The organism is Streptomyces sp. NPDC058665 (genome assembly GCF_042714995.1).
Taxonomy (GTDB): domain Bacteria; phylum Actinomycetota; class Actinomycetes; order Streptomycetales; family Streptomycetaceae; genus Streptomyces.
The window spans coordinates 21,523-40,978 of record NZ_JBHXRX010000040.1 but is presented as its reverse complement, the minus strand read 5'-3'; the positions used below and the strand labels follow the sequence as shown (position 1 = coordinate 40,978).

Annotated in this window: 8 protein-coding genes and 1 pseudogene; 3 read left to right on the top strand and 6 right to left on the bottom strand. The window is 71.1% G+C overall.

Annotation, left to right across the window (positions count from 1 at the left end; translation table 11 throughout):
* Positions 1–37 precede the first annotated feature (37 nt).
* Positions 38–1,636 carry an AMP-binding protein gene (locus tag ACFWV8_RS24760; protein ID WP_384207113.1) on the bottom strand — a complete coding sequence of 533 codons (1,599 nt, stop codon included), beginning with the start codon at positions 1,634–1,636 and terminating at the stop codon, positions 38–40.
* A gap of 226 nt (positions 1,637–1,862) precedes the next feature.
* On the opposite strand from ACFWV8_RS24760, the gene ACFWV8_RS24755 reads away from it, so the two are divergent.
* Entirely contained in the window at positions 1,863–2,804 is a 942-nt protein-coding gene (locus ACFWV8_RS24755; protein ID WP_384207110.1) for an ACP S-malonyltransferase, read from the top strand.
* A 14-nt stretch (positions 2,805–2,818) separates the two neighbouring features.
* Here ACFWV8_RS24755 and ACFWV8_RS24750 read toward each other — a convergent pair whose 3' ends face one another.
* Positions 2,819–3,055 (bottom strand): acyl carrier protein, encoded by a 237-nt coding sequence (locus tag ACFWV8_RS24750; RefSeq protein WP_329390860.1) that lies wholly within the window; start codon positions 3,053–3,055, stop codon positions 2,819–2,821.
* Positions 3,056–3,172: 117 nt separating this feature from the next.
* Here ACFWV8_RS24750 and ACFWV8_RS24745 point away from each other — a divergent pair, with 117 nt between their 5' ends.
* Positions 3,173–4,687: an amino acid adenylation domain-containing protein gene (locus tag ACFWV8_RS24745; RefSeq protein WP_384207105.1), complete on the top strand. Its 1,515-nt coding sequence runs from the start codon at positions 3,173–3,175 to the stop codon at positions 4,685–4,687.
* Here the strand turns inward: ACFWV8_RS24745 and ACFWV8_RS24740 are convergent.
* Positions 4,670–5,266, bottom strand: coding sequence for a TetR/AcrR family transcriptional regulator (locus ACFWV8_RS24740; RefSeq protein ID WP_384207103.1), 597 nt, complete (start codon positions 5,264–5,266; stop codon positions 4,670–4,672). The two genes, ACFWV8_RS24745 and ACFWV8_RS24740, sit on opposite strands and share 18 nt — an antisense overlap.
* Positions 5,267–5,366: 100 nt before the next feature.
* Here ACFWV8_RS24740 and ACFWV8_RS24735 point away from each other — a divergent pair, with 100 nt between their 5' ends.
* The gene (locus ACFWV8_RS24735; RefSeq protein ID WP_384207100.1) at positions 5,367–6,938 is read left to right on the top strand and encodes an MFS transporter; all 1,572 of its coding nucleotides are present in this window, start codon (positions 5,367–5,369) and stop codon (positions 6,936–6,938) included.
* 116 nt (positions 6,939–7,054) lie between these two features.
* On the opposite strand, the gene ACFWV8_RS24730 is transcribed toward ACFWV8_RS24735, so the two are convergent.
* From ACFWV8_RS24730 to ACFWV8_RS24720, 3 genes and pseudogenes are all read right to left on the bottom strand, one after another.
* A complete protein-coding gene (locus ACFWV8_RS24730) occupies positions 7,055–8,290 on the bottom strand; it encodes a cytochrome P450 (protein WP_384207098.1) in 1,236 nt (411 codons plus the stop codon).
* A 48-nt stretch (positions 8,291–8,338) separates the two neighbouring features.
* Positions 8,339–18,346 (bottom strand): annotated as a pseudogene (locus tag ACFWV8_RS24725) (SDR family NAD(P)-dependent oxidoreductase); the annotation flags it as partial.
* 103 nt (positions 18,347–18,449) lie between these two features.
* Positions 18,450–19,385 carry a proline iminopeptidase-family hydrolase gene (locus ACFWV8_RS24720; protein ID WP_384207095.1) on the bottom strand — a complete coding sequence of 312 codons (936 nt, stop codon included), beginning with the start codon at positions 19,383–19,385 and terminating at the stop codon, positions 18,450–18,452.
* Between the last annotated feature and the right edge of the window lie 71 nt (positions 19,386–19,456).

The window sequence follows — 19,456 nt, the reverse complement described above, 5'->3', positions numbered from 1 at the left end:
GGCAAAGAGGTATAGCGACAGCGGCGATCGGGGTGGTTCAGGACGCCACGTGGGCGGCCAGTGCGGCGCGGTCGACCTTGCCGTTGACGGTCAGCGGGAACACGTCCACCACGCGCACACCGTGCGGGACCATGTAGGCGGGCAGCGCGGCGCGGCAGAAGGCGACGACTTCCTTGGCGTCCGGCGCGGGGCCGTCGGGGGCGCAGGTGACGAACGCGTGCAGCAGCGGGTCGCCGTCCGGGCGCGGGAGGATCATCGCGACCGCTCCGGTGATGCCGTCGAACTGACCGATACGGCGCTCCACCTCGCCCAGTTCGACGCGGTTGCCGCGGATCTGGACCTGGGAGTCGGCGCGGCCGTGGAAGTACAGCTCGCCCTCAGCGCCCATGGACGCCAGGTCGCCGGTCTTGAACACCAGCTGCCCCGAACGGGGGTTGAGCGGGTCGGGGACGACGACGGCGCGGGTGGCCTCGGGGTCGTTCCAGTAGCCGGAGAAGAGCGAGGGGCTGCGCAGGTAGATCTCGCCGAGCACGCCCGGCTCGTCCACGGGGCCGCCGTCGGTGCCGATGAGCAGCATCTCGGCGCCCGCGACGGCGTAGCCGATCGACAGGCGCTCGGTCTCGGCGGGCAGCGGGTTGGGCACCTCGGTGATGGAGGCGGCCATCGTCTCGGTGGCGCCGTAGCCGTTGGTGAAGTGGGCCTTCGGCAGGAACTCCTGAAGGCGCCTCAGCTCCTCCAGGGGGAAGTTCTCGCCGGAGAACGCGATGCGGCGCAGGATGCCTTCCTGGCCCATCTCGGCCAGCATGTCGGGCTCGTGCTGAAGGACCGGACGCCAGACCGACGGGACGCTGTCGACCTGGGTGGCGCCGGTGTCGCGCAGGTACGACAGGAAGCGCCGGGGCCAGTTGAGCCGGTCGCGCGGTACGGGCACGAGCGTGGCGCCGTGGCCGAGGGCGAGCCCGATGTCGAACAGCGCGAAGTCGAACTGGAGCGGCGAGGTGCCGGCCACCCGGTCCTCGGAGGTGATGAGCTCCGCCGCCTCGGCACCGCGCAGGAAGGCGATGACGCCACGGTGGCTCATGACAACGCCCTTGGGGCGGCCGGTGGTGCCGGAGGTGAAGGTGATGTACGCGGTGTCGATGGGCGTCACCACGCGGCGGCGCCGGACGCGCGGCTGCGGCGGGCGCTCCACGGTGAGACCGTCGGTGCCGAACCGGGCCGTGCCGACCGACTCCGGTATGCCGGTCCGCTTCCCGTGCACGGCCTGGAGGTACAGCGCGGGCTCGGCGCTGTCGATGATCGTCAGAAGCCGCTCGTCGGGGACCTCGGGGCTGGTGGGCACGAAGGGCAGCCCCAGCGTCGCGCAGGCCAGCAGGGTCGCCACGGCGTCGGCGTTGGTGTCGGACTCCAGGATGACGCGGTCGCCGACCTCCAGGCCGAGGGCGCCGAGCCCTTCGACGCAGGCGTCGACGCGGCGCTCCAGCTCGCCGTAGGTGACCGTCTCCAGACCGCCGTCCGCCGCCGCCTGGATCACGGCGGGCCGGTCGGGGGCCCTCCGGGCGGCGGCCAGCAGATAAGTCCGCAGATTGTCCACCGATGCGTGCGCCCGGGCCGGACGAGCTCCATTCGGGCTCATGCGCCACCCTTCCGATTCAGCGTTTCCGACTAACTAATGCCAGCCCGTTTCTAACAGGTGCGCTTTTCACCCCACAAGGACTCCTGCCCGGTCACCCCAGAACTAGGGGGCATTAGGGGTTATGCCGTCAGGGGGCCCACACAAGACTGAACCGGCAAACATAGGATCGAAGTGCCGGGCTTTCGGAACGTACCCGATAAGCACGGAAAACAGGGAGAGCGAGAATATGTCGGCGATTGTCTTTCCGGGAATCGGCCCGACGCGGTTCACCGACTCGGCGCGGTTCATGGCGGCCCATCCCGTGGCCCGCCGGCTCGTCGCCGAGACGGACCGGATCCTGGGCTATTCGCTCATCGACCGGTACCGGGAGAGCGAGGCCCAGGACGGTGTGGGCGCCTTCCCGGAGCCGGCGCGGATCGCGTTCCTGGTCAACTGCCTGGCGCTGGCCGAGTGGGCGTCCGCGGAGCACGACGTGGAGCCGGTGGCCTGCGTGGGTGCCAGCTTCGGCGGTACGGCCGCCGCGGTGCACGCGGGCTCGCTGCCTTTCCCGGAGGCCATCGAGATGACCCTCGCGTGGGGCCGCCGCGTGGACGCCTATTTCGCCCGTGAGCACCGCGACATCGTCACCCAGTCGTTCGCCCGCGTCCCGGCCGACAAGCTCGCCGAGATCCGCGCGGAGCTGGACGCGCGGGGCGACTGGAACGAGGTGGCCTGCCACGTCGACCACGACTTCCACATGCTCTCGGTCTACGAGGACGTGGTGGAGTGGCTCCAGGGACGGCTCCGCGCGGCCGGCGGCCTGCCGCTCTACGTCATGCGGCCCCCCATGCACTCGGGAGTGTTCGCCGCGCTGCGCGAGGAGATCGCGACCGAGGTCACCGCGGACATCAAGTTCGCCGATCCCGCCATCCCCGTCGTGTCCGACCACGACGGATCGCTGCTGAAGACCGGTGATGAGGTACGGGAGCTGCTGCTGGACGCCGTGACGCACACCGTGCGCTGGCCGGCCGTCGTCGAGACGGTCAAGGGTCTGGGCGCCGAGCGGGTGTACGTCACGGGGCAGGACGCCCTGTGGGGCCGTGTGGAGGTCATGACCAGCGCGTTCGACGTCGTCGCCGTGAAGCCGGACACGGCTATGCGACCGCGCCGTCGCAGCGCGATCGCATAGCGGGAAGAAACCGGTCAGCGCATGGCGTCGAGGGTTTTCCAAAGGGTTCCCGGAGTGGCGAAGTTGTCCGTGTTGAGGGCATCGTCGACGAATCGGACGCCGTACTCGTCCTCCAGCGAGGACAGCAGGGAAACCATTCCCATGGAGTCCAGGCCGAAATCGCGCAGACTCAACTCGGCGGTCAACTCCTCATTCGGTTCCAGCAACGGAATCTGTTTGCGGAGAAGTTGCTCGAAAGACTCGTCCCACATGCGGGCTCCTGTGTTTTCCCGACGTTTACCGAATAGTCGGCATCGCTGCCAACCTAATCTCTGCGCAGTACCGGTCGGCACCCCTACCCACCCCTTTTCCTCTTCGGAGTACGCGCTATGACCCAGACACCCGTCCCCGGAAACGGTCTGCACGAACGGTTCCTGAGCGGCCTGGCGCTGTCGCCCGGCCGTACGGCGATCCGTGTGGACGCCGAGAGCCTGACGTACGAGGAGATGCACGAGCTGTCGTTGCGCCGGGCCGGGGCGCTGCGCGCCATGGCTCCGCAGGGGCCGCACAACGTCGCCGTGCTCGCGGACAAGAGCCTGACCGCGTACGTCGGGATCATGGCGGCGCTGTACTCGGGCGCCACCGTCGTACCGCTCAATCCCCGGTTCCCGGCCGAGCGCACCCGCTCCATGCTGAGCGCCGCCAACGTCTCGACGGTCATCGCCGACGGGGCGGGCCGGGCCGCGCTCGCGGAGACCGAGCTGGGTCTGCCCGTCCTCGACGAGGCGGCGCCCGCGAAGGCGCTCGACGCGCCGGCGGCCGTGCTGCCGTCCGACATCGCGTACGTCCTGTTCACGTCGGGATCGACGGGCCGCCCCAAGGGGGTGCCGATCACGCACGAGGCGAACGTCCACTACTTCAACCTGCTGGACGAGCGCTACGACTTCAGCCCCGACGACGTCTTCTGCCAGAACGTCGGCCTCAACTTCGACTGCGCGATGTTCGAGCTGTTCTGCTCCTGGGGCCGGGGGGCGCCGGTGCACGCCATCCCCGCGGCGGCCCACCGGGATCTGCCGGCGTTCTTCGCCGAGCGGCGGATGACGGTGTGGTTCTCCACGCCGAGCGGTATCTCGTTCATCCGGCGGATGGGCAGTCTGAAGCCCGGCTCGATGCCCACCCTGCGGTGGAGCTTCTTCGCGGGTGAGGCGCTGCTGCACGAGGACGCCGCCGACTGGCAGGTCGCCGCGCCCCAGTCGAAGATCGAGAACCTGTACGGGCCGACCGAGCTGACCGTCACCATCACCGGGCACCGCTGGTCGCCGGAGGCCTCGGCGCGCCAGGCGGTGAACGGCGTCGTCCCGATCGGCAAGGTGCACCCCGGTCACGACCATCTGCTGCTGGACGAGGACAGCGAGTCCCCGGTGCAGGGTGAACTGTGCATCACCGGACCGCAGATGACACCCGGCTACCTGGACCCCGCAGACAACGAGGGCCGCTTCCTGGAGCGCGACGGCCGCCGCTGGTACCGGACCGGCGACCGGGTACGGCGCCTGGACGACGGCGAGCTGGTCTACCTCGGCCGGCTCGACGCCCAGGTACAGGTCCAGGGCTTCCGGGTCGAGCTGGCCGAGGTCGACCACATCGTCCGCCAGTGCACGGGAGTCCAGAACGCGGCCACGGTGACCCGCCCGGCGGCCGGTGGCGGACTGGAGCTCGTCCTGTACTACACCGGCGAGCGCATCCCGCCGGTGACGCTGCGGAAGGAGCTGTCCGCGTATCTGCCCGACCCGATGATGCCGAGGGCCTTCCTGCACGTGGCGGAGTTCCCGCTGAACTCCAACCGCAAGGTCGACCGGGCACAGCTGGCCCGCGAGGCCGCCGCGGCGTCAGAGAGCCGTACCTGACCGGAAGTGCCGGGCGTTCTCCGCGACCGTCCGCAACGCCTCGGCGAGCGACTCGCCCGTCGAGGCGTGGTCCGGGTTGACCACCCACTGCATCATCACGCCGCTGAGCAGCGCGTGGTAGAACTGCCCGACCGAGGCCTCCTCCTCCGGTGACAAGTCGCTGCCGTCCCACAGGAGTTGGACCAGGCCCTTCTGCGCCTGCTGCTGCGCCTCGGCGAAGAAGCGGCGGACCTCCGGCACATGGTCGCGCTGGGAGATCGCGTCGAACTGGGCGCCCCACACCGGGCGGTGACGGTCGAACAGCTCGATCACGCGCGTCCAGACCGTCTCGAACCGTTCGATCGGGTCCTCGGGCAGGTCGGCCGCGTCGGCCAGGGCCCCCTTCAGCTCCTGGACCCACTCCTCCGCCGCCTCCATGATCGCGGCGTTGAGAAGCGCTTCCTTGGTGCCGTAGTGGTAGCCGATCGAGGCCAGGTTCGCCCCGGACGCCTCGACGATGTCACGGGCGGTGGTACGTGCGTACCCCTTCTCGTACAGGCATTGCTTCGCGCCGGCCAGCAGATCCTCTCGGTGTCCCATGGGTGGAGTCTAGCCATGTGTTCAGAGATCTGTCTTAAACAATCGTCCTAAACAGAATTTGACATAGACGGATTACTTATACAGATCTAGAGTCGACTCCATGAGCCCCGAACGCGCGACCTTGAAGGAGTGGGTCGGCCTCGCCGTCCTCGTCGTCCCTGTCCTCATGATGTCGATGGACATGACCGTGCTGTACTTCGCGCTGCCCTTCCTCAGCGCGTCGCTGGAGCCAAGTGCCACACAGCAGCTGTGGATCGTCGACATCTACGCATTCATGCTCGCCGGACTGCTCATCGCCATGGGCACTCTCGGCGACCACATCGGCCGCAGGAAGCTGCTGATGATCGGCGCGGTCGTGTTCGGCGCGTCGTCCTTCGCCGCCGCCTACGCGAGCAGCGCCGAGCTGCTGATCCTCGCGCGCGCGGTCCTCGGCATGTCCGGGGCCGTGCTCGCGCCCTCCACCCTCGCCCTGATCCGCAACATGTTCCACGACCCCAACCAGCGCCGTACCGCCATCGCGATCTGGACAGCCGGTCTCTCCGGCGGCGCCGCGCTCGGACCGATCGTGTCCGGCGCGCTGCTGGAAGAGTTCTGGTGGGGTTCCGTCTTCCTGATCAACATCCCCGTCACGATCCTGATCCTGGTCTTCGGCCCGATGCTCCTGCCGGAGTACCGCGACCCCAACCCGGGCCGCTTCGACTTCATCGGTGCCGTCCTGTCCCTCGCCGCCATCCTCCCGGTCATCTACGGCATCAAGGAGCTCGCCGACGACGGCTTCGCCTGGGAGCACGCGGGCGTCATCGCCGCCGGTCTCGTCGTCGGGGTGCTGTTCGTCATGCGCCAGCGCTCGGCCCCGAACCCGCTGATCGACCTCAGCCTGTTCCGGGACCGGGGATTCACCGCGTCCATCGGCGTCAACCTGGTCGCCCTGTTCGCGATGGTCGGCTTCCTGCTGTTCGCCACCCAGTGGATCCAGCTCGTCTACGGACTGAGCCCGCTGGAGGCCGGACTGTGGACCCTGCCGGCGCCGGTGGCGGTGGCGGTCACGACATCGGTGGCCGTCGGGCTCGCCAAGAAGATCCGCCCCGGCTACATCATCGCCGTCGGCATGGTCATCGCGTCGGCGGGATTCGCCATGATGACGCAGTTGCGCGCCGATTCAGACCTGGCCATGGCGGTGGTCGGCGCGAGCGTGCTGTCCGCCGGCGTCGGTATGGCGATCCCCCTGACCGCCGACCTGATCGTCTCCGCGGCCCCGGCCGAGCGCGTGGGCGCGGCGGCGGCGCTGCCCGAGACCAGCAACCAGCTCGGCGGAGCGCTGGGCGTCGCGATCCTGGGCAGCATCGGTGCCGCCGTCTACACCCGCGACATCGCTGACTCGGCGTCCGGGCTGCCGCCCGAGGCGGAGGAGGCCGCCGAGGGTTCGCTCGGCGGTGCGCACGAAGTCGCCGGGCATCTGCCCGCCGACGCGGGCGACTCCCTCGTCCAGGCGGCCGGAGAGGCCTTCACCCGCGGGATGAACCTCAGCGCGGCGGTGGGCGGCGCCGTCATGCTGGTGGGCGCCGTCGGCGCGGCGCTGCTGCTGCGTCATGTGAAGACGCCCAACGCGACGGACGAGGCGAAGGCCGACGCCACGACGGGCCGGCCCAGCCCCACACCCGCCTCCGAGTAGGAACGTCCACCCGGTACGACATACGACCCCCGTACAACTAAGGAGTCCCCGCGCGAAGTTCGCGCGGGGACTCCTTCTTGCGTTGATCCTCGTACGAGGACCCTCTTACGGTCCGTTCAGCGGGTGAGGCGCACCGGGAGCGAGGTGTAGCCGGTCAGGCCCATGATGGCGCGGCGCCCGGGGGTGCCGGCCAGCTCCATGCCCGCGAACGTGTCGATCAGCTTCGGGAAGAGGTCGGCGGCCTCCATACGCGCGAGGCTGCCACCGAAGCAGAAGTGGGCGCCGGCGCTGAAGCTCAGGTGGGTGCCGTTGTCGCGGGTGAGGTCCAGGCGGTGCGGGTCCGGGAACCTCTCCGGGTCGCGGTTGGCGGCCGAGAGCAGGGCCAGGACGAGAACGCCCTCGGGAATGTCGACGCCGCCGATGGTGATGGGGCGGGTGGTGAGACGGCTCGACGCGGTGGTGTGGGCGGTGTGGCGCAGCAGCTCCTCGACGGCGGTCGGGGTGATGCTCTTGTCCGCGCGCCAGCGCTTCAGCTCGTCGGGGTGCTCCATGAGGGCGAGCACCCCGGTGGCGATGAGGTTGGTGGTGGCGGCGAAGCCGGCCGTGAACAGGAAGAGGATGAGCGCCAGCAGCTCCTCCTCGTCCAGCTTGCCGTTGGTGGCCTCCTGGACGAGCGACGACATCAGGTCGTCCTTGGGCTCTTCACGACAGGCCTTGATGACGTCACGGAAGTAGCCGGTCAGTTCCTCGGCCGCGGAGTCCGCGACCACCAGGTCCTCCTCGGTGTAGATGCCGGAGAAGACGCGTGACCAGTCGTCGGCCAGCTCCCAGGTGCGCTTGCCGTCCTCGTAGGGCAGGCCGAGCATGTCGCTGATGACCGCGACGGGGAAGGGCATGGCCAGCATCTCGACGATGTCGACGGGCTCGCCGCGCTCGGACTTCTCGACGATGGCGCTGATCAGTTCGTCGGTCCGCCGCTCGACCGCCGGCTGCATCTTCTTGATCTTGTTGGGGGTGAAGACGCGGCTGGCCAGACCACGGACCCGGCCGTGGTCGGGAGCGTTGAGGGTGACCATCGAGTTCAGATACATCCGCAGCGAGATGTGGTCGGCCCAGTCCTCACGCATCTGCGCGGCGGCACGGGCACCGCTGTGGACGTCGGGCATCTTCAGGAGCGCGGTCACCTCCTCGTACCCGGAGAGGGCGTAGATGCCGAGCGCGGACTTGTGCACCCGGTTGACCGACTGGAGTGTCTCGTAGATGGGGAACGGGTCGTCGGGGAAGGGCGGCGAGAGCAGCTTGATCAACGCGTCGTCGGCCTGCTGGAACGTGGGGGTCGCTTCGGTGGTCACGTGGATGGTTCTCCTCGTTGTGGATGGTTGTTCCGGTCCGGCGCGGTTCTACGGCGCGGACCGTGTGTCCAGCTCGCCGTCGAGAACGTCGAACAGTTCGTCGGCCGAGAGCGATTCGAGTCCGCTCTCCTCGCTCTCGTCCGGCCTGTGGGTCTCGGCCCAGCCGGCCGCGAGGGCGCGCAGCCGCTCGGCGACCCGGCCGTACGTCTCCTCGTTGGGCGTCGCCGACGCCAACGCCGCCTCCAGACGGGCCAGTTCGGCGTCCAGTGGGGAGGCCGCCGGTTCCTGGTCGCCGCCCAGCTGCTCGCTCAGCCGCTCGGCGACGGCGACGGGCGTCGGGTGGTCGAACACCAGGGTGGCGGGCAGCTTCAACCCGGTCGCCGTACGCAGGCTGTTGCGCAGTTCGACGGCGGTGAGCGAGTCGAATCCGAGGTCCTTGAAGGCCCGGTCGGCCCGGACGGCGTCGACGCCGTCGTGCCCGAGCACCGCGGCGACGTGGGTCCGCACCAGATCCACCAGGAGCCGGTCACGCTCGGCCTGGTCGGCGGCTGCCGCGAGGCTACGCCGCAGTGCCGCGCCGTCGTCCCCGCCGCCCGCCGCGCCCGGTCCGCCGGTACGGCGGCGCGAGGCGGGCACCAGGCCGCGCAGCAGCGCGGGCAGCCGGTCCGTCGAGCGCGCCCGCAGGGCGGCGGTGTCCAGGCGGAACGGCGCCAGCGCGGGCTCCCCCGTACGCAACGCGTCGTCCAGCAGAGCAAGCCCCTCGTCCTGCGAGAGGGCGGGCAGGCCCATGCGGAGCATGCGCTTGCGGTCGGCCTCGGCCAGTTCGCCGAGGCCGGTCTCGGCCTCCCAGAGTCCGAACGCCAGCGAGGTGACGGGCAGTCCGGCCTGGTGGCGGTGGCGGGCGAGGGCGTCCAGGAACACGTTGGCCGCGGCGTAGTTGCCCTGGCCCGCCGCCAGCAGCAGACCGCCCATCGAGGAGAACAGGACGAACGCCGACAGGTCGCGGTCGGCCGTCAGCTCGTGCAGATGCCAGGCCCCGTCCACCTTCGGGCGCAGGACCGCGTCCATACGCTCCGGTGTCAGCCCGCGGACAAGTCCGTTGTCCACGACGCCGGCCGCGTGGACCAGGGCCCCGACGGGGTGCCTGTCCAGTACGGCGGCGACGGCGGCGCGGTCGGCCACGTCGCACGCCTCGATGTCCACCCGGGCGCCGTGCGCGGTGAGTTCGGCGTGGAGTTCCGCCGCACCGGGCGCCTTCGCGCCCCGGCGGCTGGTCAGGACGAGGTGCTGGACGCCGTGCGCCGTCACCAGGTGACGGGCGACGATGGCGCCGAGTCCGCTCGTACCGCCCGTGATCAGTACCGTCGTCGCCGGGTCCCACGGGGCGCGCTCCGCGTCGACCGCGGCGGCGGGTACGCGGGTGAGCGCGGGGACGAGCAGTTCGCCGTTGCGGACCGCCGTCTCGGGCCGGTCGGCCAGGGGCGGCACGGTGGCCCCGTCCCCCAGGTCGAGCAGGAGGAACCGGCCCGGGTTCTCGGCAGCAGCCGCCCGGACCAGGCCCCATACGGGTGCCTGGCTCAGATCGACGTCCTCGCCCTCGATCGGCACCGCGCGACGGGTGACGACCGCGAGCTTCTCCTCGCTGCCGCCCTTGTCGGCGAGCCACTCCTGGATACGGGCCAGCACCTGGTCGGCGACGGCGTGCGCGGCCTCGGGCGTGGGGCCGTCCACCCGGGGGACCTCGTACACCACGACGGGTGTCTCCAGCGCGGGCGCTTCGGGCGCCTTGGTCCAGGTGAGGGAGAACAGCGACTCGCGGTGCTCGCCGTCGGCCCGCAACTGCTCGGCAGAGACGGGCCTCGACGTCAGGGCGGCGACGGAGAGAACGGGGGCGCCGGTCTCGTCGGTGACCAGTACGTCCGTGCCGTCCTGCCCCTGGTTCGACAGTCTGACGCGCAGGGCGGAGGCACCGGCGCGGTGGAGCGAGACACCGTTCCAGGAGAACGGCAGCTCCGGTGCGTCCGACTCGGACGCGTCGCCCTCCTCGATGAGCCCGACGTGCATCGCCGCGTCCAGCAGCGCCGGATGCAGGCCGAACCCGGCCGCGTCAGATCCCTCCGGGAGCGCGACCTCGGCGAACACGACGTCGTCGTCGAGCCGCCAGGCGGCCTTGAGCCCCTGGAAGGTGGGGCCGTAGTCGTAACCGCGGGCGAGGAGCCGTTCGTACGCGCCGTCCACCTGGAGCGGCTTGGCGCCCACCGGCGGCCACTGGGTCAGGTCGGAGGAGGGTGCGCCCGCCGACGGGGCGAGGCCACCGGCCGCGTTACGGCTCCAGGTCTCGTCGTCCAGGGACGAGTAGATCTCGACGGTGCGCGCCTCGGAGTCGTCGGGGCCGCCGACGAGTACGCGGATGGCGACCGCGCCCTTCTCGGGGACGACGAGCGGTGCTTCCAGCATCAGCTCGTCGATCGTGCCGCAGCCGACCTGTTCGCCCGCGGCCAGGGCGAGTTCGACCAGTCCGGTGCCGGGCAGCAGCAGGGTGCCCAGTACATCGTGGTCGCCGAGCCAGGGGTGGGTGTCGAGGGACAGACGCCCGGTGAACACCACACCGCCCGTGTCCGGGAGGACAATCCCGGAGGTGAGCAGGGGGTGGTCGACCGCGTCGGCGCCCGCGGTGGTCTTCGACTGTTCGACGAGCCAGAAGCGCTTGCGCTGGAAGGGATACGTCGGCAGATCCACCCGGCGGGCACCTCGGCCGTCGAAGACCGTGTCCCAGTCGACGGGAACTCCGGCCGCGAACAGCCGGCCCACACCCGCGAACAGGCTCTCGACCTCCGGACGGTCACGACGCAGAGTTGCCGCCAACGTGCCCTCAGCCGTCTGGCCCGCCATCGCGGTGAGCACGCCGTCGGGCCCGATCTCCAGGAACCGCGTCACGCCCTGGTCCTGCAACTCACGGACGTCGTCGGCGAACCGCACCGCCCCACGCACATGCGCGACCCAGTAGTCGGCGTTGGCCACATCCCGCACCAGCCGGATCACCGGCTCCGAGTACGTGACGCTCTCCGCGACCTTACGGAAATCGTCCAGCATCGGATCCATCAAAGGCGAGTGGAAGGCATGCGACACCGTCAAACGGCTCCGCTTACGGTCCGTGAAGTACTCCGCGACCGCGGTGACTTCGTCCTCCACACCGGAAATGACCACCGAGGACGGGCTGTTGACCGCCGCGATCCCCACCCCGTCGGTGAGATGGGGGATCACTTCTTCCTCGGTGGCCTGGATGGCGACCATCGCCCCGCCGGACGGAAGCGCCTGCATCAACTGTCCGCGCGCGGAGATCAGCCGGCCCGCGTCCTCAAGCGAGAACACCCCCGCCACATGCGCGGCGGCAAGCTCACCGATCGAATGCCCCACCAGGAAGTCGGGCTTGACACCCCACGACTCCACCAGCCGGAACAACGCAACTTCAAGCGCGAAGATCGCCGGCTGAGTGAACTCCGTACGCCCCAGCGCCTCCTCATCCGCCCACATAACCTCACGCACCGCGGGATCCAGAACAGCGCACGCCGCATCGAAGGCCGCCGCGAACACCGGGAACGTCTCATACAACTCACGCCCCATACCCAGACGCTGACTCCCCTGCCCCGTGAACAGGAACGCCACCCTGCCCGCACCGGTCTCACCCGTGACCGTCTCGGACCCGACGAGCACCGCGCGGTGTTCCAGCGCGGCCCGGCCGGTCGCCGCCGAGAACGCCACGTCGAGCGCGTTCCCGTCCTTCACCAGTGCGCCGAAGCGCGCGATCTGCGTCTCCAGGGCCGCCGGGCTCTTTGCCGTGACGACCACCGGGGCAAGCGGCAACTCCCGCCGCTCGCCCGGTACTTCGTCCACGGGCGCGACTTCTTCGACGATGACGTGCGCGTTCGTTCCGCTGATGCCGAAGGAGGACACGGCGGCGCGGCGCGGGCGGCCCTCGCTGGGCCACTCGCGTGCCTCGGTCAGCAGCCGTACGTCTCCGGCCTCCCAGTCGACCTGCCGCGTCGGCTCGTCGATGTGCAGCGTCCGCGGAAGCTTGGCGTGACGCATCGCCTGGACCATCTTGATGATCCCCGCGACACCCGCCGCGGCCTGCGTGTGGCCGATGTTGGACTTGATCGAGCCCAGCCACAACGGCTTCCCGACGGCGCGGCCCTGTCCATAGGTGGAGAGGAGCGCCTGCGCCTCGATCGGGTCGCCCAAGGTGGTGCCCGTGCCGTGCGCCTCGACCGCGTCCACATCCGCCGCCGACAGACCCGCGTTCGCCAACGCCTGCTTGATCACACGCTGTTGGGAAGGCCCGTTGGGGGCGGTCAGACCGTTGCTGGCACCGTCCTGGTTCAGCGCGCTCCCCCGCACCACCGCGAGCACCGGATGCCCGAGACGACGCGCGTCCGACAGCCGCTCGACCACGAGGACGCCCGCGCCCTCGCCCCAGCCCGTGCCGTCGGTGGAGGACGAGAAGGACTTGCACCGGCCGTCGGCGGCCAGACCGCGCTGCTCGCTGAAATCGATGAACGACCGCGGTGTTCCCATGACGGTCACACCACCGACGAGGGCGAGTGAGCATTCGCCCGAGCGCAGCGCCTGCGCCGCCCAGTGGAGGGCGACCAGGGACGACGAGCACGCCGTGTCCACGCTCACCGCGGGGCCTTCGAGGCCGAGGGTGTAGGACACGCGGCCCGAGACGATGCTTCCGCCGCCCGTACCGCCGGGGTAGTCGTGGTACATCACGCCGGCGTAGACACCGGTCGCGCTGCCCTTCAGCGTGGTGGGCGCGATCCCGGCGCGCTCCAGCGCCTCCCACGACGTCTCAAGGAGCAGCCGCTGCTGCGGGTCCATGTCGAGGGCTTCGCGAGGGCTGATGCCGAAGAAGTCCGGGTCGAAGTCGCCCGCGTCGTGCAGGAATCCGCCGTCGCGTACGTAGGTCTTGCCCGGAACGCCGGGCTCGGGGTCGTAGATGTCCTCCACGCCCCAGCCCCGGTCGGCCGGGAACTCCGATATCGCGTCGACACCCTCGTCGACCAGCCGCCACAGCCCCTCGGGCGAGTCCACGCCGCCCGGGTAGCGGCACGCCATCGAGACGATGACGATCGGCTCGTCGTCCAGCGGGCTCGCGACGGTCGCGGCCGGAGCCTTCTCCACGGCTCCGGACAGCTCCTCCAGGAGATGTCCTGCCAGCACTCCGGGGGTCGGATAGTCGAAGACGAGCGTGGCGGGCAGGCGGAGTCCGGTGGCTCCCCCCAGCAGGTTGCGCAGTTCGATCGCGGTGAGCGAGTCGAATCCGAGGTCGCGGAAGGCCCGGTCGGGGTCGACCGAATCGGCTCCGGCGTGCCGCAGGACCATCGCGGCCTGGGCGCGGACAAGGCCGAGGAGTTCGGCGGCGCGTTCCGCCTCGTCGAGCCCGGCCAGGCGCTGCCGCAGCACGGCGGTCGCCGACGCGTCGGTGTCGATGACACGGCGCGACCGGCCCCGGACGAGGCCGCGCAGGATGGGCGGTGGCGTGTCGAAGGCGGCCAGGTCGAACCGGACCGGTACCAGCACGGGCTCGGCCGCGGCGGTCGCGGCGTCGAGCAGGGCGAGACCCTCCTCCGGCGCGAGGGAGCGCATGCCGGCGGAGGCGAGCCCGTCCGCCATGCCTTCTCCGGCCCATGGCCCCCAGGCCAGTGACAGCGCGGGAAGTCCGCCCGCGTGCCGGTGCCGTGCGAGGCCGTCGAGCAGGGTGCTGGCCGCCGCGTAGTTGCCCTGTCCGGGGGCGCCGAGTACACCGGCGACGGACGAGAAGAGCACGAACGCGGTGAGCCCCATGTCGCGGGTGAGTTCGTGGAGATGCCAGGCCGCGTCCGCCTTCGGGCGCAGCACGTGATCGACGCGCTCGGGCGTCAGGGAGAGGATCACCCCGTCGTCCAGGACGCCCGCCGCGTGTACGACGCCGCCGATGGTCCGGCCGTCGAGCAGCGCGGCCAGGGCGTCGCGGTCGCCGGAGTCGCACGCGACGATCTCGACATCGGCGCCGAGCGCGGTCAGTTCCTCGGCGAGTTCGGCGGCTCCCGGCGCGTCGGGTCCCCGGCGGCCGGTCAGCAGCAGCCGGCGTACCTCGTGGCGGGTGACCAGATGACGGGCGACGGCGGCCCCGAGGGCACCGGTCCCGCCGGTGATCAGAACGGTGCGCGCGGTGTCCCAGACGGTGTCGGCCTGTTCGAGCGGCACGCCCGCCAGGCGGGGCACCAGCGTCTCGCCGCCGTGGACGCGCTGTTCGGGCTCGCCGGAAGCGACGATCCGGTGGGGGTCGACCGGTGCGTCGGTGTCGACGAGGAAGAAGTGGCCGGGGTGCTCGCCCTCGGCGGCGCGTACGAGTCCCCATACGGCGGCGTGGCCGAGGTCGGAGCCGTCGAGCGCGCCGTTGGTGACGACGACGAGGGAGGTGTCGCCCTTCACCGCTGCCCGCACGGCCTCCAGTACGCCGGAGGTGACCGCACGCACCCCTGCCAGGGTGTCCCCGGTCGTCGGCGGGCAGTGGTGAACGCTCACCTCGGTGTCGTCGGCGCCCGACCGGGCTTCACCGGCCGGGACCCAGTCCACCCGGAAGAGCGCGTTGGCGACGCGGGCCGCGGCCGGTGAGAGGCCGTCCGCGGTGACGGGGCGCAGTGTCAGCGACCCGACCGATGCGACGGGCCGCCCCGTGGCGTCGGCCAGTTCCAGGGACACCGACTTGTCGGCCCGGACGCTCAGCCGGACCCGTGCGGCCATGGCTCCCTCGGCGTGCAGGGTGACGTCGGACCAGGAGAACGGCAGTACGGTCGCGTCCTCGCCCGCCAGGTCGAGCACGTGCAACGCCGAGTCGAGCAGGGCGGGATGGAGGCCGAAGCCGCCGGCGTCGACACCCTCGGGGAGTGCCGTCTCGGCGAACAGCTCGTCGCCGCGCCGCCAGGCGGCGCGCAGTCCGTGGAACGTGGGCCCGTATTCGAGGCGTTCGTAGAGTCCTTCGACGAGAAGAGGCTCGGCGTCGCGCGGCGGCCAGGCCACGAGGTCGGTGGACGGTTCGGCCGCGTCGGGCGCCAGGAACCCCTCGGCGTGCAGGACCCATTCGCGGTCGAGCGGGGCGTCGTCGGCTCGGGAGAACACGCTCACCGGGCGGAGCCCGGACGCGTCGGGCGCGTCGACGGCGACCTGGATGTGGACGCCGCCGTGCTCGGGCAGGAACAGGGGCGCCGCGACGTTGAGTTCCTCGACGCGGTTCCAGCCCACCTGGTCCCCGGCGCGCACGGCGAGTTCCACGTACGCGGTGCCGGGCAGCAGGACGGAGCCGAGCACGGTGTGGTCGGAGAGCCAGGGGTGGGCGCCGGTGGACAGCCGTCCGGTGAACACCACGCCGTCGGAGCCGGGCAGGTGCACCATCGCGCCGAGCAGCGGGTGGTCGGGCCGGTCGAGACCGGCGGAGGTGACGTCGCCGCCCAGGCCGCGCTTGTCGAACCAGTAACGGGCGCGCTGGAAGGGGTAGGTGGGCAGGTCGGCGCGCCGGGCGCCGCGGCCGTCGAAGACGCCCGTCCAGTCGACCTTCAGACCCGCAGCGTGCAGCGCGCCGACTGCCGTGAGAACGGCGACGGTTCCTGCTTCCTTGCGGCGCTGGGCCGGGACGAGTACGGCGGTCTCGGCGGTGGTCGTGAGGCTCTGGCGGGCCATGGCGGTGAGGATGCCGTCGGGGCCGAGTTCGACGTACCGGGTGACGCCTTCGGCCTCCAGGCCGGTCACCGCGTCGGCGAAGCGGACGGTGTCACGGACATGGCCGACCCAGTACGCGGCGGTGGTGACGTCGCCGCTCGCCATGACGGGGACGGTCGGCTCCGCGTACGTGACGCCCTCGGCGACCCGGCGGAAGTCGTCCAGCATCGGGTCCATCAGCGGCGAGTGGAAGGCGTGGGAGACCGTCAGACGGTTCGTCCTGCGCGTGCCGAGCTTGCCGACGACGTCGTCCACGGCTTCCGTGGTGCCCGAAAGCACCACGGACGTGGGGCCGTTGACGGCGGCGATGCCGACACCGTCCCCGAGCAGCGGGACGACCTCGTCCTCGGTGGCCTCGACCGCCACCATCGCGCCGCCCGTCGGCAGCGCCCCCATCAGCCGCGCCCTGGCGGTGATGAGCGTGGCGGCGTCGGCGAGGGAGAACACGCCGGCCACATGGGCGGCGGCGAGCTCGCCGATCGAGTGACCGGCGACGAAATCGGGCCGTACGCCCCAGGATTCGAGGAGCCGGAACAGCGCCACTTCGAGGGCGAAGATCGCGGGCTGGGTGAACTCGGTACGGCTCAGGGCCTCTTCGTCGTTCCACATGACCTCGCGCACGGCGGGGTCGAGAACGGCGCACACCTCGTCGAAGGCGCGGGCGAACACGGGGAACGCGGCGTGCAGGTCGCGGCCCATGCCGAGGCGCTGGCTGCCCTGCCCGGTGAAGAGGAAGGCGGTCAGTCCGGTGGTCCGCGCCGGACCACCGACGGGCGCGCCGTCGGCCAACGCCGTGAGCGCGCCGAGGAGTTCCGCGCGGTCGTGGCCGACCACCATGGCGCGGCGGCTCAGCGCGGCGCGTGTGGTGGCGAGGGAGAACCCGAGGTCGACGGGGTCGAGGCCGGGCGTGTTCCGCAGGTGGTCGGCCAACTGCCGGGCCTGGGCGCGCAGGGCGGTCTCGGTGCCGGCCGACAGCGGCAGCGGCACGGGCACGTCCGAGGACGGCCGCGGCGCGGCGGACCCGGCGGCGGGCTCGGGGTCGGACTCCGCCTGCTCGATGATCACGTGGGCGTTGGTGCCGCTGACGCCGAACGAGGACACCGCGGCGCGGCGCGGCCGGTCGGCGTCGGGCCAGGCCCGGGACTCGGTGAGGAGGCGGACGTTGCCCGCGTCCCAGTCCACCTGGGGCGACGCCTCGTCGGCGTGCAGTGTCCTGGGCAGGGTGCCGCGCCGGATGGCCTCGACCATCTTGATGACGCCGGCGACTCCGGCGGCGGCCTGGGTGTGGCCGATGTTCGACTTGATCGAGCCGAGCCACAGCGGCTCTTCGCGGTTCTGTCCGTACGTGGCGAGCAGCGCCTGCGCCTCGATGGGGTCGCCGAGTGAGGTGCCGGTGCCGTGGCCCTCCATGACGTCGACATCGGCGGGGGTCAGTCCGGCGGCGGTGAGCGCCTGCTGGATGACCCGGCGCTGGGAGGGGCCGTTGGGCGCGCTGAAGCCGTTTGACGCGCCGTCCTGGTTGACGGCCGTACCGCGCACGACCGCCAGGACGGGGTGTCCGTTGCGGCGGGCGTCGGACAGGGTCTCCAGCAGCAGGACGCCGGCGCCCTCGGCCCAGCCGGTGCCGTCGGCCTCGGCGGCGAAGGAGCGGCAGCGGCCGTCGGCGGAGAGCCCGCGCTGCTCGCTGAACTCGATGAACGTCTCGGGGGTGGCCATGACGCTGACACCGCCGGCCAGCGCCAGGGTGCACTCCCCCGAGCGCAGGGCCTGCGAGGCCCACTGGAGCGCGACCAGCGACGACGAGCAGGCCGTGTCGACGGTGACCGCCGGGCCCTCCAGGCCGAGGGTGTAGGCGACGCGCCCCGAGACGAGGCTGCCGTCGCTGCTGGTGATGCCGTAGTCGTGGTACATCGCGCCGGCGAACACACCGGTGCGGCTGCCGCGCAGGGACGCCGGGTCGAGACCGGCCCGTTCCATCGACTCCCAGGTGATCTCCAGCAGCAGCCGCTGCTGGGGGTCCATGGTGAGGGCCTCACGCGGGCTGATCCCGAAGAACTCGGGGTCGAACTGGGCGGCGTCGTGCAGGAATCCGCCCTCGCGCGCGTACGTCTTGCCGGGCTTTCCCGGCTCGGGGTCGTACAGCGCGCCCATGTCCCAGCCACGGTCGCCGGGGAACGGTCCGATCGCGTCACGGCCCTCGTCGACCAGCTCCCACAGCTCCTCCGGGGAGCCGACGCCGCCGGGGAACCGGCAGGCCATGCCGATGATCGCGATGGGCTCGGTGGCCACGCTCGCGGCGGCGCGCAGGCTCTCGTTGTCCTGCCGCAGCCGCTCGTTCTCGACGAGCGAGCCGCGCAGCGCCTCGACGATCTCCTCGACCTGGGCGTCCATGCGCTTCTCAGCCTCCGCTCACCGTTGTGGTCCGCACGTCGCGTGCGCCGACCGTGTCAAGGAATGCGCCGAGCACCTCGTAGAACCGTTCCGGCTCCTCGAAATGCGGGGCGTGGCTGGAGTCTTCGAAGATCTCCCAGCGGGCGTCCGGTATCAGTTCCTCGAAGGGGCGCACCGTGACCGGGGTGGCCTCGTCGTAACGGCCCGACAGGACGAGGGTGGGCACGTCGATGCTGGGCAGGTGGTCGATGACCGACCAGTCGCGCAGACTGCCGATGACATGGAACTCGTTGGGGCCGTTCATGGTGCGGTAGACCGTCGGGTCGCTGACGGCCTCCATGTACGAGGCCATGAGCTCGCCGGGCCAGGGCTGGACGCGGCAGACGTGCCGGGCGTAGAAGACCAGCATCGCCTCGATGTACTCGTCGCTGTCGGTGGTGCCGGCGGCCTCGTGCTTGCGCAGTGTGTCGTCGACGCCGGGCGGCAGCTGGGAGCGCAGGACGTCCATCTCGGCGAGCCACAGCGGGTAGGAGGCCGGTGAGTTGGCGATGACCAGACCGCGCAGCCCGGCGGGGCGCGCCGAGGCGTGCCAGGCGGCGAGCATCCCGCCCCACGACTGCCCGAACAGGACGTAGTCGTCGGCGATGCCGAGCCGGGTCAGCAGGTTCTCCAGCTCGTCCCGGAACAGCTGCGGGTTCCAGAAGCCGGGGTCGGCGTCCGGCAGATGGGTCGAGCCGCCGTTGCCGAGCTGGTCGTAGTGGACCACCGTCCAGCCGCGTTCGGCGTAGACGGACAGACCCGTCAGGTAGTCGTGGGTGGAGCCGGGGCCTCCGTGCACGACGACGAGGGCCGGGCGACCCGCGCCGGTCGGTCCGGTGACGCGGTACCAGGTCTTGAACTCCCGGAAGGGAACAGTTCCTTTGGCCGTGGGCGTGGACGCCATTTCTCAACCACTCTCATTTCGGGTCGTACTCAGCAGGTGCCGCGTCCCCGCACGCGGCGTGCACTTCTTCC